This window comes from Leifsonia stereocauli (assembly GCF_038432415.1).
Lineage (GTDB): Bacteria > Actinomycetota > Actinomycetes > Actinomycetales > Microbacteriaceae > Orlajensenia > Orlajensenia stereocauli.
In genome coordinates, this window is sequence record NZ_JBCAUN010000001.1 from 511714 (window position 1) to 537673 (window position 25960).

28 protein-coding genes and 1 tRNA gene are annotated in these 25960 nt (G+C 68.3%); 20 read left to right on the forward strand and 9 right to left on the reverse strand.

What is annotated here, in order from left to right; genetic code table 11:
• Positions 1 to 43: 43 nt before the first annotated feature.
• The 4 genes from AADV74_RS02575 (at position 44) to AADV74_RS02590 (ending at position 4163) form a co-directional block, all read left to right on the forward strand.
• On the forward strand, positions 44 to 1099 hold the full coding sequence (locus tag AADV74_RS02575) for a glycosyltransferase family 2 protein (protein ID WP_342111511.1): 1056 nt from the start codon (positions 44 to 46) through the stop codon (positions 1097 to 1099).
• A 2-nt stretch (positions 1100 to 1101) separates the two neighbouring features.
• Positions 1102 to 1932, forward strand: coding sequence for a CDP-alcohol phosphatidyltransferase family protein (locus tag AADV74_RS02580; protein ID WP_342111513.1), 831 nt, complete (start codon positions 1102 to 1104; stop codon positions 1930 to 1932).
• Positions 1919 to 2794 (forward strand): glycosyltransferase family 2 protein, encoded by an 876-nt coding sequence (locus AADV74_RS02585; RefSeq protein WP_342111515.1) that lies wholly within the window; start codon positions 1919 to 1921, stop codon positions 2792 to 2794. Before AADV74_RS02580 ends, AADV74_RS02585 begins: the two co-directional genes overlap by 14 nt.
• A 79-nt stretch (positions 2795 to 2873) precedes the next feature.
• Positions 2874 to 4163, forward strand: coding sequence for a CDP-glycerol glycerophosphotransferase family protein (locus AADV74_RS02590; protein WP_342111517.1), 1290 nt, complete (start codon positions 2874 to 2876; stop codon positions 4161 to 4163).
• A gap of 27 nt (positions 4164 to 4190) precedes the next feature.
• Here AADV74_RS02590 and AADV74_RS02595 read toward each other — a convergent pair whose 3' ends face one another.
• Positions 4191 to 5135: a hypothetical protein gene (locus AADV74_RS02595; protein WP_342111519.1), complete on the reverse strand. Its 945-nt coding sequence runs from the start codon at positions 5133 to 5135 to the stop codon at positions 4191 to 4193.
• 144 nt (positions 5136 to 5279) lie between these two features.
• On the opposite strand from AADV74_RS02595, the gene AADV74_RS02600 reads away from it, so the two are divergent.
• Positions 5280 to 5885: a tetratricopeptide repeat protein gene (locus tag AADV74_RS02600; protein ID WP_342111521.1), complete on the forward strand. Its 606-nt coding sequence runs from the start codon at positions 5280 to 5282 to the stop codon at positions 5883 to 5885.
• A 57-nt stretch (positions 5886 to 5942) separates the two neighbouring features.
• Here the strand turns inward: AADV74_RS02600 and AADV74_RS02605 are convergent, their stop codons facing one another.
• The 3 genes from AADV74_RS02605 to AADV74_RS02615 all read right to left on the reverse strand — a co-directional run bounded on the left by AADV74_RS02605 (position 5943) and on the right by AADV74_RS02615 (position 8351).
• Complete coding sequence (locus tag AADV74_RS02605) at positions 5943 to 6707, reverse strand: ABC transporter ATP-binding protein (protein WP_342111523.1); 765 nt, start codon at positions 6705 to 6707, stop codon at positions 5943 to 5945.
• On the reverse strand, positions 6707 to 7513 hold the full coding sequence (locus tag AADV74_RS02610) for an ABC transporter permease (RefSeq protein WP_342111524.1): 807 nt from the start codon (positions 7511 to 7513) through the stop codon (positions 6707 to 6709). The genes AADV74_RS02605 and AADV74_RS02610 overlap by 1 nt, the downstream gene beginning before the upstream one ends.
• A 145-nt stretch (positions 7514 to 7658) precedes the next feature.
• Positions 7659 to 8351: a phosphocholine cytidylyltransferase family protein gene (locus tag AADV74_RS02615; RefSeq protein WP_342113085.1), complete on the reverse strand. Its 693-nt coding sequence runs from the start codon at positions 8349 to 8351 to the stop codon at positions 7659 to 7661.
• 253 nt (positions 8352 to 8604) lie between these two features.
• Here AADV74_RS02615 and AADV74_RS02620 point away from each other — a divergent pair, with 253 nt between their 5' ends.
• From AADV74_RS02620 to AADV74_RS02630, 3 genes are all read left to right on the forward strand, one after another.
• Positions 8605 to 10626 (forward strand): ABC transporter ATP-binding protein, encoded by a 2022-nt coding sequence (locus AADV74_RS02620; RefSeq protein WP_342111526.1) that lies wholly within the window; start codon positions 8605 to 8607, stop codon positions 10624 to 10626.
• Positions 10602 to 12176 carry a hypothetical protein gene (locus AADV74_RS02625; protein ID WP_342111528.1) on the forward strand — a complete coding sequence of 525 codons (1575 nt, stop codon included), beginning with the start codon at positions 10602 to 10604 and terminating at the stop codon, positions 12174 to 12176. Before AADV74_RS02620 ends, AADV74_RS02625 begins: the two co-directional genes overlap by 25 nt.
• A gap of 72 nt (positions 12177 to 12248) precedes the next feature.
• The gene (locus AADV74_RS02630) at positions 12249 to 12536 is read left to right on the forward strand and encodes a DUF3039 domain-containing protein (protein WP_055819602.1); all 288 of its coding nucleotides are present in this window, start codon (positions 12249 to 12251) and stop codon (positions 12534 to 12536) included.
• 34 nt (positions 12537 to 12570) lie between these two features.
• On the opposite strand, the gene AADV74_RS02635 is transcribed toward AADV74_RS02630, so the two are convergent.
• Positions 12571 to 13893 carry a nicotinate phosphoribosyltransferase gene (locus tag AADV74_RS02635; RefSeq protein WP_342111535.1) on the reverse strand — a complete coding sequence of 441 codons (1323 nt, stop codon included), beginning with the start codon at positions 13891 to 13893 and terminating at the stop codon, positions 12571 to 12573.
• A 39-nt stretch (positions 13894 to 13932) separates the two neighbouring features.
• Between AADV74_RS02635 and murI the strand changes: the two genes are divergently transcribed.
• The 5 genes from murI to AADV74_RS02660 all read left to right on the forward strand — a co-directional run bounded on the left by murI (position 13933) and on the right by AADV74_RS02660 (position 17819).
• Positions 13933 to 14751: a glutamate racemase gene (gene murI / locus AADV74_RS02640; RefSeq protein ID WP_342111537.1), complete on the forward strand. Its 819-nt coding sequence runs from the start codon at positions 13933 to 13935 to the stop codon at positions 14749 to 14751.
• Positions 14752 to 14816: 65 nt separating this feature from the next.
• Positions 14817 to 15578 (forward strand): ribonuclease PH, encoded by a 762-nt coding sequence (rph, locus tag AADV74_RS02645; protein WP_342111539.1) that lies wholly within the window; start codon positions 14817 to 14819, stop codon positions 15576 to 15578.
• Positions 15578 to 16180 (forward strand): RdgB/HAM1 family non-canonical purine NTP pyrophosphatase, encoded by a 603-nt coding sequence (gene rdgB / locus AADV74_RS02650; protein ID WP_342111541.1) that lies wholly within the window; start codon positions 15578 to 15580, stop codon positions 16178 to 16180. The genes rph and rdgB overlap by 1 nt, the downstream gene beginning before the upstream one ends.
• 49 nt (positions 16181 to 16229) lie before the next feature.
• Positions 16230 to 16820 (forward strand): dihydrofolate reductase family protein, encoded by a 591-nt coding sequence (locus tag AADV74_RS02655; RefSeq protein ID WP_342111543.1) that lies wholly within the window; start codon positions 16230 to 16232, stop codon positions 16818 to 16820.
• Between the two features lie 90 nt (positions 16821 to 16910).
• On the forward strand, positions 16911 to 17819 hold the full coding sequence (locus AADV74_RS02660; protein ID WP_342111544.1) for a cation diffusion facilitator family transporter: 909 nt from the start codon (positions 16911 to 16913) through the stop codon (positions 17817 to 17819).
• Positions 17820 to 17837: 18 nt separating this feature from the next.
• On the opposite strand, the gene AADV74_RS02665 is transcribed toward AADV74_RS02660, so the two are convergent.
• From AADV74_RS02665 to AADV74_RS02675, 3 genes are read right to left on the reverse strand one after another with little or no spacing between them, the layout of a single operon-like run.
• A complete protein-coding gene (locus tag AADV74_RS02665; protein WP_342111546.1) occupies positions 17838 to 18578 on the reverse strand; it encodes a DedA family protein in 741 nt (246 codons plus the stop codon).
• 10 nt (positions 18579 to 18588) lie between these two features.
• Complete coding sequence (locus tag AADV74_RS02670; RefSeq protein WP_342111548.1) at positions 18589 to 19254, reverse strand: DedA family protein; 666 nt, start codon at positions 19252 to 19254, stop codon at positions 18589 to 18591.
• 4 nt (positions 19255 to 19258) lie between these two features.
• On the reverse strand, positions 19259 to 19894 hold the full coding sequence (locus AADV74_RS02675) for a biliverdin-producing heme oxygenase (protein WP_342111550.1): 636 nt from the start codon (positions 19892 to 19894) through the stop codon (positions 19259 to 19261).
• 134 nt (positions 19895 to 20028) lie between these two features.
• Between AADV74_RS02675 and AADV74_RS02680 the strand changes: the two genes are divergently transcribed.
• The 3 genes from AADV74_RS02680 (at position 20029) to AADV74_RS02690 (ending at position 22283) form a co-directional block, all read left to right on the forward strand.
• A complete protein-coding gene (locus AADV74_RS02680) occupies positions 20029 to 21486 on the forward strand; it encodes an SPFH domain-containing protein (RefSeq protein ID WP_342111553.1) in 1458 nt (485 codons plus the stop codon).
• A 218-nt stretch (positions 21487 to 21704) separates the two neighbouring features.
• The gene (locus AADV74_RS02685) at positions 21705 to 21893 is read left to right on the forward strand and encodes a hypothetical protein (protein WP_342111555.1); all 189 of its coding nucleotides are present in this window, start codon (positions 21705 to 21707) and stop codon (positions 21891 to 21893) included.
• A 72-nt stretch (positions 21894 to 21965) separates the two neighbouring features.
• On the forward strand, positions 21966 to 22283 hold the full coding sequence (locus AADV74_RS02690) for a DUF7882 family protein (RefSeq protein ID WP_342111557.1): 318 nt from the start codon (positions 21966 to 21968) through the stop codon (positions 22281 to 22283).
• Positions 22284 to 22360: 77 nt separating this feature from the next.
• Here the strand turns inward: AADV74_RS02690 and AADV74_RS02695 are convergent.
• Positions 22361 to 22440 (reverse strand) — tRNA-Leu (locus AADV74_RS02695).
• Positions 22441 to 22519: 79 nt separating this feature from the next.
• On the opposite strand from AADV74_RS02695, the gene AADV74_RS02700 reads away from it, so the two are divergent.
• The 4 genes from AADV74_RS02700 to AADV74_RS02715 all read left to right on the forward strand — a co-directional run bounded on the left by AADV74_RS02700 (position 22520) and on the right by AADV74_RS02715 (position 25956).
• Entirely contained in the window at positions 22520 to 23752 is a 1233-nt protein-coding gene (locus AADV74_RS02700; protein ID WP_342111559.1) for a TadA family conjugal transfer-associated ATPase, read from the forward strand.
• Complete coding sequence (locus tag AADV74_RS02705) at positions 23749 to 24624, forward strand: type II secretion system F family protein (protein ID WP_342111561.1); 876 nt, start codon at positions 23749 to 23751, stop codon at positions 24622 to 24624. Before AADV74_RS02700 ends, AADV74_RS02705 begins: the two co-directional genes overlap by 4 nt.
• Before the next feature lie 90 nt (positions 24625 to 24714).
• Positions 24715 to 25647 (forward strand): type II secretion system F family protein, encoded by a 933-nt coding sequence (locus tag AADV74_RS02710; RefSeq protein ID WP_342111563.1) that lies wholly within the window; start codon positions 24715 to 24717, stop codon positions 25645 to 25647.
• Positions 25648 to 25767: 120 nt separating this feature from the next.
• Complete coding sequence (locus tag AADV74_RS02715) at positions 25768 to 25956, forward strand: hypothetical protein (protein WP_342113086.1); 189 nt, start codon at positions 25768 to 25770, stop codon at positions 25954 to 25956.
• Positions 25957 to 25960 lie beyond the last annotated feature (4 nt).

The window sequence follows — 25960 nt, forward strand, 5'->3', positions numbered from 1 at the left end:
ATCCCTGCGATAGGCTCAATCGACCGTCTGACGAGTGGATGCAATGACCGAGAACGCCCCCAGCGGCCCAGCAGAGCTGCTGCCTGGCGTCTCCTACGTCATGCCGGTGCTCAACGAGGTGACGCACGTGCGCGCCGCTGTGAAGAGCCTGCTCGAACAGGACTACGCCGGTGAGTTCGAAGTGGCGATCGCGCTCGGCCCGAGCATCGACGGCACCACTGAGCTGCTCGCCGACATGGCGGCCGAAGATCCGCGCATCAAGGTCATCGACAACCCCGTCGGGTCGACTCCGGCCGGTCTCAATGCGGCGATCCGAGCGTCGCGACATCCGATCGTCATCCGAGTGGATGCGCACTCCAGCCTGCCGAGGGATTACGCGCGTATCGCCGTGGAGACGATCCTCGCCACTGGCGCTGCCAACGTCGGCGGCATCATGGACGCCCGTGGTCACAGTCCGTTCCAGAAGGCCGTCGCCCTCGCCTACACGACCAAGGTCGGACTCGGCGGCTCGTCGTTCCATGTCGGGGGCGTCGAGGGCCCGGCCGAGACCGTGTACCTCGGATGCTTCCGTCGGGGAGCCATCGAGGCCGTCGGTCTGTTCGACGAGGGAATCAAACGCGGCCAGGACTGGGAACTCAACCGTCGCCTGCGGCTGGCGGGGGAGACCGTCTGGTTCACCCCGCGGCTCAAGGTGGTCTACCGCCCTCGGCCGAGCGTGCCACGCCTCGCCCGCCAGATGTTCTCCACCGGACTGTGGCGCGGCGAGCTCGCGCGCAGGTTCCCCGCCAATAACGGCCTGCGCTACTTCATCCCTCCGGCCATGGTGGTGGGAGTCACTCTCGGCGTCCTCCTGGGTCTCGCGGGCGTGGTCCAGGCCCTCGTCGGAACCGTGCCGTGGATGCTGATCGGCTTCGCAGTACCGGCCGTGTACGCGCTCTTCGTGGTCGTGGCGACCATCCTGTCAACCACGGGCGCCGGAATTCGCGTGTCCCTGTGGTTTCTCCTAGTCTTGCCCTGCATCCACTTCTGCTGGGGGCTCGGCTTCCTGCCGGGCTATCTCTCACTGACCAGCAATATCGCGGCGCACACGGGGAGATGAGCTTGGCGGCAACACACGACTCGGCGGCGGCTCCCGAGCGTCCGGCGCGTCCGTCGTCGATCGCCGAGCTGCGCGCCGTCGCGCAACCGCCGGAGGTGCGCGGGCGCCGCAACGCCGAGCACTGGACGGCGTCGCTCTACCTGCGCGAGCTTTCTCCCTACCTCACCTGGATGCTGCTGAAGACGCGCATCTCGGCCAACGGCGTGACCGGCCTGATGATCCTCGTCGGCTGGTCCACGGCCGCCGCTCTGCTCATCCCCGGCATCTGGGGTGCGCTTCTCGCGCTCATTCTCGGCCAGCTGCAGATGCTCGTCGACTGCTGCGACGGAGAGGTGGCCCGCTGGCGCCGCACCTCGTCCCCGGCCGGGGTCTTCCTCGACAAGGTGGGGCACTACTCCACCGAGGCGCTCATTCCCATCGCACTCGGCATCCGTGCCGCCGCCTGGCCGTTCGACACTCCAGAGGACTACCTCTGGACCACCCTCGGCACTCTGCTCGCGCTGCTCATCGTGCTGAACAAGGCGTTGAACGACATGGTGCACGTCGCCCGTGCGAACGCCGGACTCACCAAGCTCGCCGACACCCACGGTGAATCAGCACCGACCCACAGCCTCGTGGCCACCCTGCGTCGGGCCGCGCGTTTCGTGCCGTTCCACAGGCTGTACCACTCCGTCGAGCTCACGATGATCGCTTTCGTCGCGGCCGTGATCGGCCTGTTCGTCGGCCAGCCCGAGGTCGATCGCATCCTCGTCGTTGTGCTCGTTCCGCTCGCCTTCCTCGCCCTGATCGGCCACTTCGTCGCGATCATGGCCTCCAAGCGTGTCCGTTCCTGATCCCACGGTCGGGGTTGTCGTGCTCACCCAGGGCACGCGTCCCGACGACTTGGCCCGCGGCATCCGTTCGCTCCTGGATCAGACCGGTGTGAGCCTCGACATCGTGTGCGTCGGCAACGGATGGGAGCCGACCGGGCTGCCCGCCGGAGTCGCCGGCCTCGCCCTGCCCGAGAACCTCGGCATCCCGGCAGGCCGCAATCGCGGCGTCGAGAAAGTGAGCGGTGAGTTCCTGTTCTTCCTCGACGACGATGCGAGCCTGCCCGATCGCGGGTTCCTCGCGACGGCGGTCGCGAAGCTGCGCGCCGATACCTCGATCGGGCTCATCCAGCCCCGCGTCGTCGACCCGAGCGGCACGACCCCACCGAAGCGCTGGATCCCGCGCATCCGCAAGGGAGAGGCGGAGCACTCCAGCAACGTCTTCTCGGTCTGGGAGGGCGCCGTCATCCTGCCGCGTGCGGTCTTCGACGCCACGGGTGGCTGGGCCGAGCCCTTCTTCTACGCGCACGAGGGCATCGAACTCGCCTGGCGGGTCTGGGACCAGGGAAAGCGAACCTGGTACGCCGGCGACCTCGTGGCCAATCATCCGGTGATCACCCCCACGCGGCACAGCTACTACTACAGGCTCAACGCGAGGAACCGTGTGTGGCTGGCCCGGCGCAACCTTCCCGCCCTCTTCGTGCCGATCTACGTGGCGTCGTGGACCGGCGTGCAGCTGCTGCGTTCTGTGCGCAATCGCGACGGGCTCGGAGCCTGGTGGGGCGGTTGGCGTGAGGGGTGGAGGACTGATGCCGGTGAGCGTCGGCCGCTCCGCTGGCGCACAGTGTGGCGCATGACGCTGGCGGGGCGCCCGCCCGTCATCTGATCGGGGCGCAGATCCACGGACGGTCTGCGGGCGGCATCCGTCGTCGACCCCGATCACAACCACCCCGTAGGCTGGAACCGTGGGTGTGATGAAGGACGCGAAGCTGGGCTTGCGCTATGTGAAGGGCGTCTTCGCCAACCGCCGCGCCCAGTCGGAGCTGCGCCAGAAGCTCGCGCTGAAGCCGCCACTCGAGCCGCACCGTTTCAAGGTCGCGGTCTACTTCGCCGACGGCAAGGTCAACCTGTACCAGATGCGGCAGTGGTACAAGCCGCTGGCTGAATTATCGAAGACCTGGCCCGTGCTCATCCTCAGCCGCGCCTCGGGGTCGGCGTCGATCCTGCTCGACGAGGCGCCGGTTCCCGTGGCTTATGTGCGCAAGGTCGCCGACCTCGAGCAGGTGATCGACGAGCAGGACCTGCACGTCATCTTCTACGTCAACCAGAACGCCAGGAACTTCCAGATGATGCGCTACGGGCGCCGCTGGCACGTTTTCATCAACCACGGTGAGAGCGACAAGATGTACATGACCACGAACCAGTTCAAGGCGTACGACTACGCACTGGTCGCCGGCGACGCCGCCCTGTCCCGGCTGAACAAGGTGCTGTGGGACTACGATTTCGCCAAGCGTGCGCTGCCCATCGGGCGCCCGCAGGCCGATCACTACTCGGGCGCCCTGCCCTACACTCCGGATGCCCGCGAGGTCGTGCTGTATGCGCCGACGTGGGAGGGTGACCGGGCCGCTGCAGCCTATGGATCCGTCGCGACCCACGGCGTAGCACTCGTGAGCGCCCTCCTCGCGAGCGGTCGGCATCGGGTGATCTATCGCCCGCATCCGCGTTCCGGAGTCGTCGACGACGCGTACCGCGCCGCGAACCGCGAGATCATCCGCATGATCGCGCAGGCCAACGCCGCAGACCCGACGGCGCAGCATGTCTTCGACCAAGGAGCTGACCTCGGCTGGCAGCTCGCCGCTGCCGACGTCGCCGTCGTCGACATCTCGGCCATGGTCTACGACCGTCTGGCCACCGGCAAGCCGCTCATGATCACGCGACCGGTGAACCCGGCCGCCGAGATCGACACCGGCGGATACCTGTCGGACTGCGAGTGGCTGACGGCGGCTGACGCCCCGGGCATCGTCGCGTTCGTCGATGAGCTGTCGCACGGTGACGACGCGCGCGAGAGGCTGCGCGTGTGGGTGGAGCGTTACTTCGGCGATGCGACGCCGGGGGCCGCCACGGCGCGGTTCCACGCGGCCGTGCAGCACCTCATGGACGAATGGGAGCGCAACGCCGCACTGCACGCATCAGACGGCGACGTCGACGAGCACGATGTCGGCGAGGACGACGACCCGGGCATTCTCGGTCAGTAGGAGACGGGCGCTGAGCTGCGCGCCGTCTCAGCGCGCTTCGGAGTCCGGTTCGCCGAACAGGTCGTCGAGGGGGTCGGGCTCGAGAGCGGCCTCCGGTGCCGTCAGACTCCTACGGCGGGGGCGGATGGCGCGCATCCGTCCGTTGATGACGTTGCTGGCGCGGGACACTCCGCCCTGCACTCCACCGAACGCGCGCGTGGCGATGTTTCCGCGCGAGTCGCCGATCACGATGTCGTGGGGTTCCAGTTCACGGGGGAGCGTCTCCGGCGGCATCCCGAACGCCAACCGCGACGACTGCACGACGCGTCCCGACACGATGCGGTTGCCGACTCCACCGATGACGGCACCGATCCCGAACGGGATGGCCTTGGAGAAGACGCTGGCGCCGGCTCCGACCACGAACTTGCGCAGGAACATCGACTTGAGCTTGTCGGCCAGCGGCCCGACGAGGGCGCGCGGCAGGTTCGCCGTCACCAGCTCGCCCCAGTAGGCGCTGCGCACGGCACCGGCGCCGGACACCTGTCCGGCGAGCTGCCGCACCAGGTTCGAGCCCTCGGAGCCGAGCATCATCGTCATGATGAGGGCGCGTGCCCGATCGGGGTCGGCCACGGCGATGCCGTGCACCTCGGCGACGGACTGCGCGTACAGAGCCGTGGCCTCGAGGAACCCCGCGGTCTCGACACCAGAGAGCGCAATCGTCATGCCCGTGCCGATGCCGGGGATGACCGCGGTCGCGCCGACGGCTGCACCGCCGGTCGTGGTGGCGGCAATGTAGCGGCGCTCGAGGATGCGCACCAGCTGTGCGGGGGTCGCATCCGGGTTTCGTCGACGGATGCTGCGGATGTGCGCGAGCACAGCGGGGCGTTGCACGCCGAGCCCGAAATCGATGGTGCGCAGCAGGCGCGGCGGCAGCTCGCCGCCGACGGGGGTACCGCCGGTGGAGGAGACGATGGGCTTCGGTGTGCGTGCCATAGAGGACGAGCCTATTGCGAGAGGCTGAGGGATCCCCCTCCCTTGCGGATGGCCGCCCGATGTGGCACGCGGTGCCCGTCCTGGGCGGGGGTCGTCCCCAGCAGGCGGTCCGCGCCACCAGCCTCCTCGAACTAGATTCGAGGTATGACGCAGCTCATCACCTGGGAATCCATCGAGGGCCTCGAGCGCCGAGCACCCCGTCTGGTCGCCACCCCTGACCAGCATCGCGCAGTCGCCGAGACCATCACGTCCTGGGCGACTGATGCCGCATCCTTCTACGTCGACGACGGCATCACGCGGGCGCACCTCCTCCTCGTGGGGGCAGAGCACCTCGAGATGGCGGGAGACCTCGATGGGGCGCGTCGGCTGGCCGAGACCGCGGCAGCACATCCGACCGCCGAGCCGTTCGGGGCGTATCCGACGCTCATCTCCCTCGCCTTCGCGAGCGGCGACACCGATCAGGCCGTGGCCCTCGCCGACGAGGTCAGGGCGGCGTCGGACGCCGGCCTGCACATCATCCTGATGATCGCCGAGACCTTCGAGTTGAACGGCGATTTGGCGAGGGCCGAACGCTGGAACACCATCGGTGCACGGCGGGCGTCGGCCGGGAGCCTGTCGCCCACCGAGCAGTACCTGACCTTCCTCGGCGGGCGCTTCCGGGCGCGACGCGATGCAGGCAAGCCCCTCGACGGCCTCGACGACGAGGCTCAGGAACTGCGCGCAGAGGCCGGGCTCGCCCCTCTGGTCTGACCGGCATCCGCGGCCCCAAGCGGCCGTGCGGGGCCGTACGGGCGATCCCGGCCGGGCTCAGGCCTTCGGGGGCTTGGTCACTCCGTAGTCGGCGTTGTAGGCGTCGAGCACGTCGCCGATGGGGCCGTCGAGCACGAGCTCGCCCTTGTCGAGGTAGAGGCCGCGCGTGCAGAACCGACGCAGGTCGCGCTCGTTGTGCGAGACGAAGAAGAGCGTGCGTCCTCCGGCGAGCAGCTCCTCGATGCGGGCGTAGCACTTCTCGCGGAACGCCTTGTCGCCGACTGCGAGCACCTCGTCGACGAGGATGATCGGCTCCTCGAGACGCGAGATCACCGAGAAGGCGATGCGCACCTTCATGCCGCTCGAGAGGTGCTTGTACGGAGTGTCGAGGAAGTCGCCGATGTCGGCGAAGTCGATGATGTCGTCGAATCGCTCGTCGATCATGCTGCGCGTCATGCCGTGCAGTCCGGCCGTGAGGTGGATGTTGTCGCGCACTGTCAGGTCGTCGACGAACCCGCCGGTGATCTCGATGAGCGGCGCGACGCCACCGTGCACGGTCACGCTGCCCTCATCGGGAAGCATCACCCCGGCCACGAGCTTCAGCAGGGTGGACTTGCCCTGGCCATTGCGTCCGACGACACCGATGGCCTCACCCTTGCGCACGTCGATCGACAGCCCGCGCAGCGCCCAGAACTCGCCAGGCCGGCTGCGACGGGCGCGTCCGGCGAAGAGATCCTTGAAGTTGCGCCGGCCGCGCTTGTTGCGACGGAATCGAACGCCGACTCCGCTCACACGGATGTCGATCGCGCCGTCGTCGGTCATCAGATCTCCTTCAGCACGGCGCGCTCGAGGCGCCGGAACACTGTGATGCCCACGAGCAGGAGGGCCACGGACACGACCGCCGAGATGCCGACGTCGAACCAGTTGAGCTGCTCGGAGAAGAATGCGGCCCGATAGATGCCGAAGATGCCGGAGAGCGGGTTGAACGCGGCCCAGATCTGGAGCTGGTCGGGCAGATCCGTCGTCCCGTAGATGATCGGGGATGCGTAGAAGAGCAACCGCAACGTGAGCTTCACGGCCCGCTCGATGTCGCGGAAGAACACCACCAGCGGCGCGACGATCAGGGAGACCCCGACCGTGAGTACGGCCTGCAACAGGATCGCGAGGGGGAAGAAGATCAGGTCGATGTTGACCGGAGCGCCCGAGAAGATCGCGAACACCGCGAGCACGGGCAGGGAGGCGAGGAACTCGATGCCCTTCGACAACACGATGCGGTTCACCCAGATGGTGCGGGGGATGGTCGTGGATCGGATGAGCTTCGACTCACGCAGGAAAGCCCGTGTGGAGTCGGACACGGTGCTGTTGAACCACATCCACGGCAGGAGCGCTGTGAGCAGGAAGACGATGTAGGGCTCGTCGCCGACGGTGCGCTCGAAGATCACCGTGAACACGAACCAGTAGATGGCCGACATCAGGAGAGGATCGAGGATCGACCAGACGTAGCCGAGGGCCGACGTGGAGTACCGCACCCGCAGGTCGCGGCGGGTGAGCAGCCAGAGCGAGTGGCGGTAGCGCGAGAACGGGGTCCACTGGGGGCGCGACTCGGCGTAGGAACTCACGCGCTCCATCGTATGCGCCCGCGCGTCGTGCGCGGTTCACGCCGATCGGCACTGCGGAGCGCGGCATCCGGAGACGAAGGCGGGCCGAAACGACGAAAGCAGGCCCGATGGGCCTGCTTTCAGAGGTTTCAGCCGATGTGGCCTGTCGTGGCGATCACACGAAGTGGTTCGCGCGCTCCAGATCTTCGGCGAAGTCGATCTCGACGGCGTAGAGGTCCGTGATGTCGACGGGCTCGACCAGGATGCGCTCCTTCTCGATGGCGAGCTCGAGGCCACGCTCGAAGTAGTCCTGGTCGTTCACCTTGGTGAGGTGACGGATGAAGGTGGCCTTGTCGGCGCTCGAGATGTAGTTGATGCCCACGGCCTCGCCGAGTCCGCCCTTGACGGTCTTGGAGAGCTCCTTGATGTAGCCCTCGGCGCTCATCGTGTACTTGACCTCCTCATCGGAGACCTTGGAGTGGTTCACGGTGACGAAGGACTGGTCGCGCGCGATCATCGCGGCGGCACGGTCGAGCACTGCGGGATCGAAGACGACGTCGCCGTTCATCCAGAGCACGCCACCGGCCTGCGACGCCTGGAGGGCTCGCAGCAGGCTCTTCGAGGTGTTGGTCTGGTCGTACTGCTCGTTGTAGACGAACGCAGCGTCGGGGAAGGCCTCGATGATGTGCTCGAGCTTGTAGCCGACGACGATCGTGACCTTGGCGCTGCGGCCGAAGGCGTGCTCGATGTTGTCGAACTGCTGCTTCATGATGGTGCGTCCGTCGCTGAGCTCGGTCAGCGGCTTCGGCAGGGAACGGCCGAGACGGCTGCCCATGCCTGCTGCAAGAATGACGACCTGGGTGGTCATAGTGATCTCCTCGATGGAATTCGGGTCGACCGTACGTTTCATGAACATCCTCCATCGGACGTTCACCCACGGTTCACCCACACGTGTATGTGAAGACACGCCTTTATGCCCGGTTCACCTTATCGTGCCGGGTCGGCCGGGGGCCAGACACGGGGGACGGCGTGCCTCGATTGTGACCTGCTGCTGAGGGTATTCACAGGGACGGACGCCATCTGCCGTTCGGCTGTCGCAGGGGAGTTGGTAGGTTTGCTCCGTGAGTTCTGCGCAGCGATTCCCAGACCCGCACGATCAGGGGGCGACGGCCGAGGAGGCCGCGATCGAGGGCGCTTCCGCGACGGAGGATTCCGCGGACGCTGCACGTTCTCGGGGGACAACGCGGACGACCCCGTCGGTTCCGGATGCCGGTTCCGATGCGGCACCGGATGCCGCGGCCGCTCCTGCTGGGCCGGCCGCCCGCAAGCCAGCCGCACGCCGACCCGCCGCTCGCAAGCCGGCGGCGTCCAGGAAGGCGGCGGAGACGCCTGCTGCAGCGGATGGAGATGCTTCAGCCACGCCCGACGCGATGGGCGATGACGCCCCCACCACTCCCGCCGCCCCGGCGACCAAGCGACCGGCCACTGCTCGGAAGACGACGACACCCCGCAAGCCAGCGGCGAAGTCCACCGCCGTGGGGTCGACGCCGGCGAAGGCCGGCGGCGCGAGCGCCACCGCGCCGGAGGGCCCGGCAATCCCGAAGAGCGCTGCTACGCCGAAGAGCGCTGCAACGCCGAAGACTCCCGCAGCGAAGACGACTCGGGCGACGCCCGCGCGCTCGACGAGCACGCCGGCACGTGCCGCTGCTGCCGCGAAGGCCGCAGCCGCGAAGGCTGCCGCGGCCGAGGCCGCAGCAGCTGAGACGCCGGAAGCGGAGACCACCGCTTCTGCGAGCGACGCGGCGGGCAGCGCCGCGACGCCCGTGGCCACGGCCGCGACACCGCCCCGCAAGCGTCCTGTGCGCGCCCCCAAGGCCCCGCAGGCCGCTGCGAAGGCAGCCCCGCCGGCCGCTGCGAAGGCAGCGCCGACGGTCGCTGCCGCGGAGGTCGTCCGCGACATGGCCACGGCCGAGCCGCGGCATCCGTCGACCACGCAGAAGGATGCGGGAGACGCTCCGCCCACTGCTGCGGGGGAGAAGATCCCTGAGAGCGAGGCGACGTCCGCCCGCGCGGAGACCGCGACCACGCCGGAGACCCCAGACGAGACCGCTGTCATCGAGGCGTCGGAGGCCGAGTTCCCCACGGAGGACGAACTCGTGTCCATCGGCCTCGTCGACGCCGCTCCGGCCGGGTTGACAGTCGAGGACACCGCTGCGGCGATCGCCGAGCTCGAACTCATCGAAGACCTGACGATCGAACAGATCGACGAAGACGAGGCCGAAGCCGAAGCCGAGGCTGCAGCCGCCGCAGCGAAGGCCGCGGCTCGCAAGAAGCGTGCGACCCGCAAGCTGCCTGTCGCAACGAAGGCGCCGGCGGCATCCGCCCCTGTCGTGCTCGCCATCTCGGGCCTGGCCAAGAGCTACGGTGCGACGCAGGCAGTCACCGGCATCGACCTCGAGGTTCGCACCGGGTCGTTCTACGGGATCGTCGGCCCCAATGGCGCTGGAAAGACCACGACCCTGTCGATGGTCACCGGACTGCTGCGGCCGGATGCCGGAACAGTCGTCGTGCACGATGTCGACGTCTGGACCGAGCCAGCGAAGGCCAAGCGGATGACCGGCGTCCTGCCCGACAGGCTGCGCCTGTTCGACAGGCTCACCGGAGCCCAGCTGCTCTACTACTCAGGCGTGCTCCGCGGACTCGACGCCCAGACCGTGCGCACGCGCTCGGCCGACCTCGTGTCGGCCTTCGGGCTGGAGGAGGCCATCAACCGCCTCGTCGCCGACTACTCCGCCGGAATGACGAAGAAGATCGCCCTCGCCTGCGCGATGATCCACTCGCCACGACTGCTGGTGCTCGACGAGCCGTTCGAGGCGGTCGACCCCGTGTCAGCAGCCAATCTCATCGAGATCCTTCAGCGCTACGTCGCCGCGGGCGGCACCGTCGTGCTCTCGAGCCACGGCATGGACCTCATCGAGCGCGTCTGCGACAGCGTCGCCATCATCGTGCAGGGCAAGGTGCTGGCAGCCGGAACCCTCGACGAGGTGCGCGACGGCGAGCGGCTCGAAGACCGCTTCGTCGAGCTGGCCGGAGGCCGCAAGGTAGCGGAGGGGATGGAATGGTTGCACAGCTTCTCGGACTGAAAGTCCGGCTCTTCGGCAACCTGTTCCGCCGCGGCCCCTGGCAGATCGTCGGCATCATCGTCGGGCTGATCTACGGCCTGGGCATCGCCGTCTTCCTGATGGCCCTGCTCATCGGGCTGCGCTTCGCCCCCGATGTCGAGTTCCTGCGCGACGGCATCGTCCTCGTGGGATCGATCGTCACCGTCGGCTTCATCGTGGTTCCGCTGTTCATGGGCTCGGATGACTCCCTCGATCCCCGGCGGTTCTCCCTGTTCGGCATGCGCAACCGCGACCTCTCGCTCGGACTCGCGCTGGCCGCCTTCGTCGGCATCCCGGCGCTCGTCCTGGCGATCACGCTCGTCGGCTTCGTCGTCACCTGGACCCGCGGCTTCGGTGAGGCCGTGGTCGCACTGATCGCGGCAGTGCTTGTCCTCGCCACCTGCATCATGCTGTCTCGCGTCTCGACCTCTCTCGCCAGCCTCTTCCTCGCCACCCGTCGCGCCCGCGAGGTCAGCGGAGTGCTCGGCGTTCTCGTGCTCGTGCTGATCTCGCCGATCATCGTGCTGCTCGCCCAGGTCGACTGGGCGGCCTCCGGTCGTGGTCTCGTGCGCGAGATCAGCGGGATCCTCTCCTGGACTCCCATCGGCGCGATGTGGGCCATTCCGGGCGACGCGACTGCCGGCGAGTGGGGAGCATCCGTTCTGAAGCTGCTCATCGCCCTCGCGACGATCTGGCTGATCTGGCTGGCGTGGCAGGCGCTCGTGGCGAAGACCCTCGTCACCCCCGGACGCCAGACCCAGTCGCACGCTTACCACGGCCTCGGCTGGTTCGACAAGATGCTGCCGGGGGCCACCGGCGCCGTCGCCGCGCGCTCGCTGACGTACTGGATCAGGGACGCCAGGTACTGGGTGTCGCTCATCATGATCCCGGTGCTGCCCGTTCTGCTCGTCGTCCCCCTCGCGGCCGTGCAGGTGCCCACCGGGGTGCTGGCCCTGCTGCCGGTCCCGGTCATGTGCATCTTCCTCGGATGGACGGTGCACAACGACGTCGCCTACGACTCCACCGCCGTCTGGCTGCACGTGGCATCGGGCGTCAGCGGCTTCGCCGATCGCATCGGCCGGCTCGTGCCAGCGTTCTTCCTGTCGATCCCGCTCATCGCCCTCGGCACGATCGTGAGCATGCTGCTGTACCGCGACTGGGGCGTGCTGCCGTCGTTCATCGGGGTCTGCGCGAGCCTGTTCCTGGTGGGACTCGGATGCTCCAGCTACACCTCGGCGCGCTTCCCGTACCCGGTTCCCAAGCCCGGCGCCAGCCCGTTCGCCCAGCCGCAGTCGTCGGGCACTGCCGCGGCGACCGTGCAATCGCTCACCTTCCTGGTGGCGTTGCTCCTCACCCTCCCGGCCCTCGTCTTCGGCTACCTCGCCCTGTTCGTCGACCCGTCGTGGCACATCGCCACGCTGATCGAGGGCGTCGGAGTCGGCGTGATCGCACTCGTGCTCGGCATCATCTGGGGGGCGCACACGTTCACGAAGCGCGGCCCCGAGATCCTGGCCTCGGCGATCCGGGCGTAGCGTCCGTCTGAGCGACCTCCATGCGGCATCCGACCCCGCCGATGCGGCGTCGGGCGTTCTACACTGGAACCCATGAGCGAAACCTTCCGCGCGAGCATCGCCGACCCGGGTCAGCCCGGAGGCGGCACGTCCACCCTCGACCGCGAGCTCGAGGAACTGCTCGAGCAGGAGTCGATCGAACCCGGCGACCACGAGCGCTTCTCGCACTACGTGAAGAAGGAGAAGATCCTCGAGTCCGCTCTCTCGGGCAAGCCGGTCAAGGCCCTCTGCGGCAAGAAGTGGACGCCGGGGCGCGACCCCGAGAAGTTCCCGGTGTGCCCCACCTGCAAGGAGATCTACGAGAAGCTGAAGGCCGAGTAGACCGCCTGAGACAGACAGTCGGTCGTCGCCGCAGCTACCTGTAGACGGTGGGGATGGCCGCTTCGCCGGCACCCAGCCGGAACGCCTCGATCGGCAGCTCCTGCATCACCGCAGCCCGGTGCTCGCGTGCGGCCTTCGTGCCCGCGGCGCCGAGGAAGGCGGGGTCTGCGACCCCGTCGCGCATGAGGGTCGCCTGCAGAGGGCGCTCTCGAGACTCGTCCTGGGCGCCTTCCGGCTCGCCGTCGGGTCCATCTCCGAGGTAGACGATCTCCTCGCGGGCCGTGCGCGTCGAGTCGATGCGGCGTACGGCGGTCTTGCGTCCGCCGACGCTCACCTTCTCGACGCTGGACTTGGCAACCGAGACCCACTCGTGGTCATCACCGCGGCGGGCCACGAGCTTGTAGACCATGCCGGCCGTGGGGGAACCGGAGCCCGTGGCGACCGACGTGCCGACCCCGTAGGCATCGACGGGGGAGCCCGAGAGTGCGCCGATGAGGTACTCGTCGAGGTCGCTGGTCACAGTGATCTTCGTGTTGACGGCGCCGAGGCTGTCGAGTTGGTCGCGAACGGATGCGACGACCGACGGCAGATCCCCCGAGTCGATGCGCACGGCTCCGAGGCCGGTCCCGGCGACGCGCACGGCTGTCTCGACGCCCTTCTCGACGTCGTAGGTGTCGACGAGCAGCGTGGTGCCGGCGCCGAGGGCCTCCACCTGCGCCCTGAAGGCGTCCTCCTCGGTGTCGTGCAGGAGCGTGAACGAGTGCGCAGCAGTTCCCATCGTCGGCACGCCCCAGGTGCGACCGGCTTCGAGGTTGCTGGTCGCACCGAAACCGGCGATGTAGGCGGCGCGTGCCGTGGCCACGGCAGCGTACTCGTTCGTGCGGCGCGAGCCCATCTCGGCGAGTGGACGGCCGAGCGCCACCGACACCATGCGGGCGGCCGCGCTGGCGACGGCGGAGTCCGAGTTCAGGATGCTGAGGATCAGGGTCTCGAGGATCACGCCCTCGGCGAAGGTGGCGTTCACGATCACCAGGGGTGAGCCCGGGAAGTACGCCTCGCCCTCGCGGTAGCCCCAGATGGTTCCGCCGAACCTGTAGTCCGCCAGCCAGTCGAGCGTCGACGCATGCACCACGTCGGCGGCACGCAGCCAGTCGAGTTCGGCATCCGTGAACCGGAAACGGCCGATCGCCTCGAGGAGCCTGCCGGTGCCGGCGACGACGCCATAGCGGCGTCCTGCCGGAAGGCGGCGCGCGAAGGCCTCGAACATCGACTCGCGATGAGCCGTGCCGTTGCGGAGAGCGGCGTCGAGCATGGTGAGTTCGTAGCGGTCCGTGAGGAGCGCAGAGGAGCTGGTCACGAAAGATCACCCTATCCCGCACGACTAAGCTTGCACGTCGTGACGGATGCGCCGATTGGAATCTTCGACTCCGGCGTGGGCGGCCTCACGGTGGCCCGCGCGGTGAAGGACGCCCTGCCCAACGAGTCGATCCTCTACATCGGCGATCTCGAGCACTCGCCGTACGGCCCCAAGAAGATCGCCGACGTGCGCGGCTACGCCCTCGACGTTCTCGACGACCTGGTGGACCAGGGCGTGAAGATGCTCGTGATCGCCTGCAACACCGCATCCGCCGCCATGCTCCGCGATGCCCGCGAGCGCTACAGCGTGCCCGTCGTCGAGGTCATCCAGCCGGCGGTGCGCCGCGCCGTCGCCGCAACGCAGAATCGCCGGGTCGGCGTGATCGGCACCATCGGCACCATCAACTCCCGCGCCTACGAGGACGCATTCGCAGCGGCCCCGCACCTGCAGCTGTTCACGGCCGCCGCCCCGCGCTTCGTCGAGTTCGTGGAGTCGGGCGTGACGACAGGCGCCGAGGTCCTGGCGGTGGCCGAGGAGTACCTCGCTCCGCTGCGGGAGGCCGATATCGACACCCTGGTGCTCGGATGCACCCACTACCCGTTCCTGCGCGGTGCCATCTCCTACGTCATGGGCGAGAAGGTGACCCTGGTCTCGAGCGACACCGAGACCGCCAACGACGTCTACCGCGTGCTCGTGTCCCAGCAGCTCGAGCGCACGGCGACCACCCCACCGAGCTACCACTACGAGGCGACGGGCCCCAGCGTCAGCGCCTTCCTCGACCTCGCACACCGCCTCATCGGCCGCGACATCGACGCCGTCGACCTCGTGCAGACCGGCACCATGCACATCATCCGCTGAGACGCCTGACGAGGCTCGCGCCTCGCCTGCCGCATCCGTTCGACACCCACAGACAGGAATCCACCGTGACAGACCTCATCCGCGTCGACGGCCGCGCCGCCGACGACCTGCGCCCCATCACCATCGAGCGTGGCTGGAGCGACCAGGCCGAGGGCAGCGCACTCATCTCGTTCGGACGCACCAAGGTGCTCTGCACGGCCTCGTTCACCAACGGCGTCCCGCGCTGGATGTCGGGCAAGGGCAAGGGATGGGTCACGGCCGAGTACTCGATGCTGCCGCGCTCGACGAACAGCCGCATGGACCGCGAGTCCGTGAAGGGGAGGATCGGCGGACGCACGCATGAGATCAGCCGCCTCATCGGCCGGAGCCTCCGCGCCGTCGTCGATATGAAGGCCCTCGGTGAGAACACTCTCGTCATCGACTGCGACGTGCTGCAGGCCGACGGTGGCACGCGCACGGCCGCGATCACCGGCGCCTACGTGGCCATGGTCGACGCCATCGAGTGGGGTCGCCAGCACAAGTTCATCGGCCAGAAGGCCAAGCCGCTCATCGACAGCGTCTCGGCCGTCTCGGTCGGCATCATCGACGGCACTCCCATGCTCGACCTCGCCTACACCGAGGACGTGCGCGCTGAGACCGACATGAACATCGTCGTCACCGGACGCGGGCTCTTCGTCGAGGTGCAGGGAACAGCGGAGGGGGCGCCGTTCGACCGACGCGAGCTCGACGCGCTGCTCGACCTCGGGGTCGCCGGCGGCGCCACCCTGCGGGATCTGCAGACCGCAGCCCTCGCGCCCGCCGCCGACGCGGCATCCGCCACCGCCTGATGGCCCTCGAGGTGGTGCTGGCCACGCACAACCAGCACAAGGTCGAGGAGTTCCAGCGCATCCTCGGTGCCCTCATGCCGTCGATCACCGTTGTGGCCTACGACGGACCGGAGCCGATCGAGGACGGCGTGAGCTTCGCCGAGAACGCCCTCATCAAGGCGCGCGCCGCAGCAGCCCACACGGGACTCGTCGCCCTCGCCGACGACTCGGGCATCTGCGTCGACATCCTGGGAGGAGCGCCCGGCATCTTCTCGGCGCGCTGGGCCGGTGGCCGCGACAGCACCGAGAACCTCGAGCTGCTGCTCGCTCAGTTGAGCGACATCGCCGATCCGCATCGGGGCGCGCACTTCACGTGTGCGATCGCGATCGTGGCTCCGGATGCCGCAGGGCGGACGGGCTTCGAGGAGATGGCGTCGGGCGAGTGGCCGGGGCGACTGGCCGCTGCGGCATCCGGTGCCCACGGCTTCGGCTACGACCCGATCTTCGTGCCGGACGGCCACGACGTGAGTGCCGCCGAGTTGGCGCCCGAGGTGAAGAACGCCGAGAGCCACCGGGCCCGGGCGTTCACCGCCGCCATCCCCATCCTGCAGCGCCTGGTCTAGCTCACTCACGGCTCGCTACCATGAGGCATCCCCAGCAAAGGAGCGCCTCGTGGGCACGGTGGTCATGTACAGCTCGGTGTCGGTCGACGGCTTCATCGCGGACGAGAACGATCAGCCCGGGCCTCTGTTCGACTGGCTGCTCAGCGGCGACGTGCCCTTGGACGACAGCGGGGTCCTGAAGGTGTCGCAGGCGTCCTACGACCACACGCGGGCGTACTGGGACAGCATCGGGGTGACGATCGCTGGCCGCCACGTCTTCGACATGACGGACGGCTGGGACGGCAAGCCTCCGAGCGGGATCGACCATGTGGTGGTCGTGACGCACCGCCCGGCGCCCGATGGCTGGGACCCCGAGGCTCCGTTCCACTTCGTCGACGGCATCGAGGCGGCCGTGGCTCGGGCGCAGGAGCTCGCGGGGGACCGCGTCGTCGAGGTCGCCGCCGGTGACGTCGGTGGCCAGGCGCTTGCCGCGGGGCTCGTCGACGAGGTGCGCATGGACGTCGTCCCCGTCGTGTTCGGGTCGGGCAAGCGCTACTTCGGGTCGGTCGACGCGCAGCATCTGCTCGAGGGTCCCGACGAGGTGATCCAGGGCAACGGGGTGCTTCACCTGCGCTATCGGGTGCGCCGTCGACCGATCTGAACCGGATCGCCTGATAACGATTCCCGGAGTCGTTCCCAACTACGCAGAAGAGATCGTTCGACTGGGTTTCCGGCCTACCCTTGAAGGGACATGGCCCACGATCACGCCCCCAGGAGCTCCAACCGGTCCCGACTTCTCATAGTCATCGGGATCGTCTCCGTCGTGCTCGTCGCCGAGGTGGTGGGCGCAGCTCTCAGCGGATCTCTGGCTCTGTTCGCCGACGCCGGCCACATGCTCTCCGACCTCGCCGGACTCGTCGTCGCGCTGGTCGCCGCCATCGTGGCCGCGCGACCGGCATCGGATCGCCAGACGTACGGGTACCAGCGTGCCGAGGTCTTCGGGGCGCTCATCAATGCGCTCATCCTCATCGTCGTCGCGTTGTTCGTCGGTATCGAGGGCATCCGCCGCCTGATCGAGCCCGGACCGGCAGAGGTGCAGGGTTCGCTCATGCTGCTCGTCGCGAGCATCGGCCTGGTGGCCAACGTGATCGCCTTCCTCGTGCTGCGACGCGGCGACACCACGTCGCTCAACATGCGCGGCGCGGCTCTCGAGGTGCTCGGCGACCTGTTGGGCTCCGTCGCCGTCATCGTGGCCGGCATCGTGATCATCACGACGGGATTCGCCGCAGCAGACGCGATCGCCTCGCTGCTCATCGCTGCGATGATCGTGCCGCGCGCGGTGTCGCTGCTGCGCGATGTGCTGCGGGTGCTCAGCCAGTCGGTGCCGGTCGACACCAGCGTCGCCGAGATCCGCGAGCACATCCTCGAGACCGCCGGCGTCGTCGACGTCCACGACGTGCACGTGTGGGCGATCACCTCGGGCGAGTACGTCTTCAGCGCCCACGTGGTGGTCGAGCCGGACGCCCTCGTCGGCGAGCGGTCCAGCTGCCTGCTCGACGAGCTCAGCGACTGCCTCGCGCACCACTTCGATGTTGAGCACTCCACGTTCCAGCTCGAGCCGGCCGAGCACGCGGCGCACGAGCAGCCGCACCACGCGTAGCCACGACGCCCGCTGAGGCTAGAAGCCGTCGGGGCGCTTCTGGAACACGTCGGGGTCGAGGGCGAGCTCAGCCGCCTCCTCGGAATCCGTCACCACGTCTTCTCCGGCCTCTGCAGCCTTTCGCGCCTGGTGAGCGGAGTGGAAGTAGTGCCAGAGGGTGGGGATGAGCGTGAGGACCACGGCACCGAGCAGGATGATGTCGATGTAGTTCTGCACGAACTCGGCGACGGGCGGGATGTACCCGATGAGGAATCCGAAGTAGGTCAGGCCTGCGCCCCAGATGAACGCGCCGATGGCGTTGTACAGCGAGTACTTGCGGTAGTCCATGTGGCCGATGCCCGCGGCGACGGGAGCGAAGGTGCGCACGATCGGCACGAAGCGGGCCAGGATGACCGCGAGAGCGCCGAAGCGGGTGAAGAAGGCGTTGGTGCGTTCGACGTTCTTGACACTGAACAGGCCGGATTCCTTCTTCTCGAAGACCCGTGGCCCGAATCTGTGGCCTATGAGATAGCCGACCTCACCGCCGAGGAACGCCGCGACGGCGATGGCGAGGCAGACCCACCAGATGTCGACGCCGAAGACCAACGAGGTGTGGGTGAGCAGGCCCGAGATGACGAGAAGGGTGTCGCCCGGGAGCAGGAAGCCGACCAGCAGGCCGGTCTCCGCGAAGACTATCGCGCACACCACCACCAGGGCCCAGGGGCCAGCGCCGGCGATGATGGTCTCTGGATCGAGCCAGGGGATCAGGGCGGTGTGCATGCGCCGCAGTCTACTTGGCCGAGGAGACGTCAGTCTGTACAGATGCTGCGCGATCGGCGCGCTCCAGACGCCACGCCCTGATGCCCGCGATGACGGATGCCGTGATGAAGACCCCGGCGATCACGTAGGCCAGCACCTTCACCCCGGGAATGGACGCCGCGTAGTAGCCGATCACGGTGATGCCGACGCCCCATGCGAGCGCTCCGACGATGTTCGCGGTCACGAAGCGGGCGTAGCCCATGCGCCCGACACCCGCGATGATCGGCACGAAGACGCGCCCCCACGGGATGAACCTGGCGATGACCACCGACCACCAGCCGAAGGTGCGGTAGAAGTGCTCGGTGCGGGCTATGACCCCCTGCATCCGGGGCCCGCCGCGCTTGTCGAGATAGGGCCTGCCGTAGCGCCGCCCGAGCAGAAAGCCGACCTGGTCGCCGAGGAAGGCGGCGATGCCGGTTCCGATCGCGAGGACCCAGATGTCGACTCCGGATGCGCCTGCCGCGATGATCCCCGAAGCGAAGAGCAGCGAGTCACCGGTGACGAATGGGACGAAGACGCCGACGAACAGCGCGGTGCCCGCGAAGACGAGGCCCCACACGACGAGATAGAAGACCACGACACCGACCTGGCCGAGCAGGTCGGTGAGCTGGCCGTCGAGCGCCGCCGTACGGAGCACGAGCTCAGCCGTCGAGCGCGTCGAAGACGGCGCTGTTGAAGTCGAAGGCCGCGTCGGCCTCGGTGACGAAGGCGTCGACCTGGGCGGCGTCGAAGCCGAGGGCGTTGAGGTTCTCGCGGTAGGCGCGCTTGTAGTGCACGATGTCGGCGATCTCCGTGAAGCGGAAGAAGCTCAGCTGCTCGGGTGCGGCGTCGTAGTGGCGCGCGACGAGGCGCGCGATGGCCTGGCCGCCCGACAGGTCGCCGAGGTAGCGCGTGTAGTGGTGCGCGAGGTAGCGGGGGAGGTCGTCCGGGGCGATCGCGCGCAGGTGCTCCGCGTACGTGGCCGTGGCGGGCAGCGCCGGGTGGTCGGTGCGCCAGGCGCGGGATCCGAGGGCGGCGAGGTCGCTCTCCATCGCAGCGAACCTGTCGAGGCCGTGAGCGTCGATGATGGCCGGGTCGTTCGGCTGCGCCGGGCGGGACTCGAGTGCCTCGTAGATCCAGGCGAGCTGCGCGAGGTAGCGGGTGTAGGCGGCGAGGTCGAGCTCGCCCTTCATGAGAGCCGTGATGAACGGCTTGCTCTCGGCGGATCTATGGGCGCTCATCGTGCGCTCGCGGACGATGGCGGCGACATCCGTGGCGTCAACAGTGAGGTTAGGCATACCTAACAGTAACGGACGCAAGCCTCTTGTTTCTCACCCCCGAAACGGGCATCGGCGTGGTTGATCGGGTCCAGTACTCTTCCGAAGGGGGATGAGCAGCGTGCGCGTCCGCCGGGCTCATCGAAAGGACCTTCGTGTTCGACTTCCTCGTCAGCAATCCGCTCCTCGGCACGATCGCGATCGTCATCGTCGCGGTCATCGTCGTCTTCATCTACGCCAAGGCGCTGTACCGCAACGTGTCGCCGGATGAGGCTCTCGTCGTCACGGGCAAGCGCTCGAAGCGCCGCGTGGTCGATGGTGTCGAGGCCGAGGAGTCCGGCCAGCGCGTGGTTCACGGCCAGGGCGTGTGGATCACGCCGTTCTTCCAGAAGGCGCACAAGATCTCGCTGCGCTCGCGGGCCATCGACATCAAGGCCGAGGCCCAGACCAAGAACGGCATCACGATGAACGTCGACGCCGTGGCGATCGTCAAGGTCGGCGACGCCGACGAGAAGATCCGGGCTGCAGCCCAGCGCTTCCTCGGCCAGGACAAGAACATCGACATCTTCGCCCTCGAGGTGCTGTCGGGATCGCTGCGCTCCTCGGTGGGTGCCACCGACGTGCTCACCATCATCAACAAGCGTGACGAGCTCTCGACCGCGGTGCTCGACATCGCCCGCCAGTCGCTGCTCAACCAGGGACTCGACGTCGACTCCTTCGAGATCAAGGGCATCTCGGACACCAACGGCTACATCGAGGACCTCGGCCGCGCCGAGCAGGCCGAGGTGCGCAAGCAGGCCGAGATCGCCGAGTCGCGTGCCAAGAAGGAGGCCCGCGAGGCCGCCGTCGCCGCCGAGACGGCCATCGCCGAGGCCGAGAACGCCCTCGCCCTGCGCAAGGCCGACCTGCAGAAGGAGACCGACAAGGCCGCGGCCGAGGCGGCATCCGCCCGCCCGCTCGCCGAGGCGCAGTCACAGCAGGCCGTCGTCGCCCAGCAGGAGATCACCGCCCAGAAGCGCGCATCGCTGCGTGCAGCCGAGCTCGAGTCGGAGGTCAAGGCCGTGGCCGATGCCGAGGCCTACCGAGTGAAGACCATCGCGCAGGCGGCCGCAGACTCCAGGCTCATCGAGGCCCAGTCCGCCCGCGACTCCCGCAAGGCCGCGGCCGACGCCCTCGAGGCCGAGGGCCTCGCCGAGGCGAAGGCCATCGCCGCCAAGGGTGAGGCCGAGGCATCCGCCACCAAGGCCGCTGCCGAGGCCGTCGCTCAGCAGTCAGAGGCGCTGCTCCAGCTCAAGGTGATCGAGGCATTGCCGCTCATCGCCCGCGAGCTCGCCGCTCCGATGTCGAACATCGACCAGCTCACGGTGATCTCCACCGACGGGGCCTCGCAGCTCGCCAAGAACGCGGCATCCGGTCTCACCGAGGTCGACGGAGTGCTCAAGTCGACCATGGGCCTCAGCATCCGCGACCTGCTCGGGTCGTTCGTGGGCGGCGCTGCGGCCGGCCAGACGTTCGCGACGAACTCGAACGGCGGCGCTGCCGCTCCGCGCACGAACCACGTCGTCGCCGTCGACCTCGACCCGGAGCCCGAGTCGGAGACGCTGCCCGTCTGAGGCTCCACGGTGCCGCCGCGAGCGTAGCCCGGCGTGGAGCTCGCTATCGCGAGCGTGCTCGCTCGTCAAGGGCGTTGTCGACACTCAGGCACGCAGACAGACTGGCCACTCAGGATGGGGGAGCGATGCTCCGAACGAGGGTCAAGATCGAGGGTGCCGAGTACTTCATTCCTCCGAGCCAGAAAGCTGCGGACCTGATGGAGGACATACTGGTTCAGGTGCGCGCCGGCGGCGGCTTCGTCGAGATACTGCGGACTCCCGATCGTTCAGTGAGTGTGCTCGTCTCGCCCGGGACGACGCTGTCGATCGAGACCACGCAGGTCGAAGATGACGTCGCCGCGACCGATGCGGCGCACGACATCCGGATGTCGGCGATTCCGTGGCATGAATCATTCGACGTCTTCTGAGGTTCGCAGGTCCGACCACGTTCCACCCACCTGCCCCGATTGCCCAGGTTATCGTTCACAAAGGAGGTCCTGATGGGGATTCTGCACTACGGCACTCAGACGTTCGACATGGACGATCGACTGCTCGCGCATCTTCAGATGATCATCGGCATCAAGCTCCGCCGCAGCGAGAGCTTCTTCATGACCTGGAACGAGTCGTCAACGTCCGTCGACGCGCGGCGGGCCATATGGATCGACAACGGTGTACCGATCTACATGGAGTACGACGGACGCCTCCAGCCACCGATGAACATGGACTGGGCGGAGAAGCTTGCGAATTCTGCCAATAAGGGCGGAGGCCTCATCATCATGGCCGAGGACATCCCGCTGACATCCGAGGTGCCGGAATAGATCTCGGTTGCCCGGACGGCGCAGGTCGGTGGCTGTTCCATCCCGTGCTTTCGGGGACGTTGGACGACGGATCACGGTGCGGAAGGTGGGACTCGAACCCACACGCCGAAGCACAGGAACCTAAATCCTGCGTGTCTGCCAATTCCACCACTCCCGCTGGTGCCGTCCCAGTGTAAACGGCTGCGCCCTGTGGACAGTTCCTGCACCGTGGCGTGATGGCGCGGCACGATGAGCGGATGACCGAGGCCGTTCGCACCATCACCGAGCGGGTGCGTGCCCGGGTGAGGAACGACGGCGTCGATCTGGCCTCGGATGCCGCCCTCGCCGAGCGCTACGCCCGGGATGCCCTGCGCGACTACGTCGAGCGCTCCGTCGCCGGGGCCGGCCCACTCATCGCCGATGAGGAGCAGGCCACCCGCGAGGTGATCGCGTCACTCACCGGATTCGGTCCGCTGCAGCCCTACCTCGATGACCCGACCATCGAGGAGATCTGGCTCAACTCGCCATCCCGCGTCTTCGTGGCCCGCAACGGCGTGCCCGAGCTGACGCCCACGGTGCTCACCGAGAGCGCCGTGCGCGATCTGGTCGAACGGATGCTGCAGTCCAGCGGTCGTCGCGTCGACCTGTCGAGCCCGTTCGTCGACGCCTCCCTGCCCGACGGCTCGAGGCTGCACGTCGTGATCCCCGACATCACGCAGAAGCACTGGGCCGTGAACATCCGCAAGTTCACGAGGCGCCTGCGCGACCTGGGCCGCCTGGTGCAACTGGGTTCGCTGTCGCTGCAGGCTGCCGAGTTCCTGCGCATGTGCGTGCTCGCCGACCAGAACATCCTCGTGTCGGGCCCGACGCAGGCTGGTAAGACCACCCTGCTCGGCGCCCTGCTCTCGAGCGCACGGCGCGATGAGCGCATCGTGACGGTGGAGGAGACCTTCGAGCTCGACATCGACGCCCACGACATCGTGGCCATGCAGTGCCGCCAGCCGAGCATCGAGGGCACCGGGGAGATCAGCCTGCGCCGTCTCATCAAGGAGGCGCTGCGCATGCGCCCCGACAGGCTCGTCGTCGGCGAGGTGCGCGAGGCCGAGAGCCTCGACCTCCTCATCGCGTTGAACAGCGGCTTGCCGGGCATGTGCAGCATCCACGCCAACAGTGCGCGCGACGCCCTGGCGAAACTCTGCACGCTGCCGCTGCTCGCCGGGCGCAACATCGACTCCGCCTTCGTCGTGCCCACCGTCGCGGCCTGCGTCGACGTCGTCGTGCAGTGCGAGATCGACCGGGCCGGCTCTCGCCGCGTGACCGAGATCCTCGCGCTCAGCGGTTCCGTCTCGGGGTCCGTCGTCGAGGCGAGTCCGGTGTTCCAGGTGCGCGACGGACTGCTGCAGGCCACGGGAGGCCATCCGCTCAAGCTCGCGAAGTTCCGTGCGGCCGGCCTCGACCCGTCGATCGTCCTGGCTCGGAGCGCCGCGTGATCTCCGCCCAGGCCGTCGCCGTGGCCTGCGTGGCGGGCGCCGGCGTGCTGCTCGTGCTGTCGCCCTGGCTGTGGCCGCGATCGGGTGCCAGCCCCCGCCGCTCGGACTCCGCAGGGGAACGGATGCGCGCCCGGCTCGCGCTCGCCGGGCTGGGCGGCGTGCCACCGGCCGCGTTGCTGCTCATCTCAGCGCTCGTCGGCCTGGCCGCCGCAGGGCTGATGCAGGCGATCGTGGGAGTGTCCGCGCTCTCAGTCGCCGCCGGCGTCGTCGGCTTCGCCGCTCCGGCCCTCGTCGTGACCCTGCGTGCCAGAGCCCGCCGAGTCGCGAACCGGGCGCTCTGGCCCGACGTCGTCGACCACCTCCTGTCGGCTGTGCGCGCCGGCATCGCGCTGCCAGACGCAGTCGCATCGCTGTCGAAATCGGGGCCGACGGGCACGCGTGCGAGCTTCGCCGCGTTCGAGCGCGAGTACCGCGCGACAGGGAACTTCTCACACTCCATCGATCGGCTGAAGGACGACCTCGCCGACCCCGTCGCCGATCGCCTTCTCGAGACCCTGCGCATGGCACGCGAGGTGGGAGGCAGCGACCTGGGCGAGGTGCTGCGCTCGCTCGCCGCCTACCTGCGCGATGACGCCGTGGTGCGGGCCGAACTGCGTGCCCGGCAGTCCTGGATCGTCAACGCCGCGAGGCTCGGAGTCGTGGCTCCGTGGATCGTGCTGCTCATGCTCTCGACCCGTCCTGAGGGCGCCGCCGCGTACAACTCCCCGGCCGGTGCCCTGCTCATCCTGGTCGGACTCCTCGTCTCGGCCCTGGCATATCTGCTCATGATCCGGGTCGGAAAGCTGCCGGAGGAGCAGCGCTGGTTTCGATGACTGTGGATAATTCGGGCGTCCCAGCCCGGGATCAGGCCATGATGCCCCAATGACCGGCGTCGATGCGGTGGTGGGCAGGCGGAGCAGCCGATGAGCGCTCCGCAGGCGTTGTCGCTGGTGCTCGGCTGCACTCTCGGCCTCGGCCTGTGGTCACTCGCGGCGACGCTGCCGAGCTTCAGGCGCCCGCGCCTGGCCGACAGGGTCGCGCCCTACATCCTCGACGTCTCACCGGCCGCCCGCGAGCACGTGCGACGACGCACGGTCGATCCACTGCCCGTGATCGGGTCCCTCGCGGCCCCCGTGATCGGCGCTTTTTCGAGCTTGCTCTCCCGACTCTTCGGCGGGCCGGAGACGGCGGCCCTGCGTTTGCGGCAGGCCGGATCCGCGTCATCCGTCGAGCGATTGAGAGCCGAGCAGGTGATCTCTGCGATGCTGGGCGGCGCCGTCGGGATCGTGGTGGTCCTTCTGTCGGCCTCGCGCCTGCCGCCGGTGCTCACCCCGGCGATCCCGGTGCTCGCGGCCTTCAGTGGAGCGGCGTTGCGCGATCAGGTGCTGCGCCGGGCCGCATCCGCTCGCGTCTCCCGCATGACCGACGAACTGCCGACGGTCCTCGAGTTCCTCACGCTGAGTCTCTCCGCCGGCGAGGGCATCCATGACGCCCTGCGCCGGGTCGCCCGCACCAGCTCGGGTGAGCTGGCGGCCGAGTTCGCCGGCGTGCTCTCCCGTGTCGGCGCTGGAGTTCCACTCATGGGTGCGCTCGATGAGCTCTCGACGGGGCTGCGGATGCCGCCCCTCAGCAGGGCGATCGATCAGATCACCTCGGCGGTCGAACGGGGAACGCCACTCGCCGGTGTACTGCGTGCCCAGGCTCAGGACGCCCGCGGCGAGGCGAAGAACCGGCTGCTCGAGCGTGCCGGACGGAACGAGATCGCGATGCTCATTCCGCTCGTGTTCCTCATCCTGCCGCTCACGGTCGTGATCGCGATCTTCCCGGGCCTGTTCGTGCTGCAGGCGGGGTTCTAGGCCGATGGGGCACGAGACGGCAAACCATGGTCGATGGCGACGACCGCTGATCGACGGACGACCGAGTGACGAACGAAGCGATGACGGATGCGGAAGAAGGGTGTGGCGATGACGACTCTGATGGTGGGCGCTGGGACAGCGCTGAGGGGACGCCTGGCGCGCGACTGGGATGACGAACGTGGCGACGTGCCCGGCTGGGTGCTCATCACCCTCATGACGGCTGGACTCGTCGTCCTGATCTGGGCGCTGGCCGGGCCGGCACTCACGGGTGTATTCCAGGACGCGATCGACCGCGTCTCCGACTTCTGAGCAG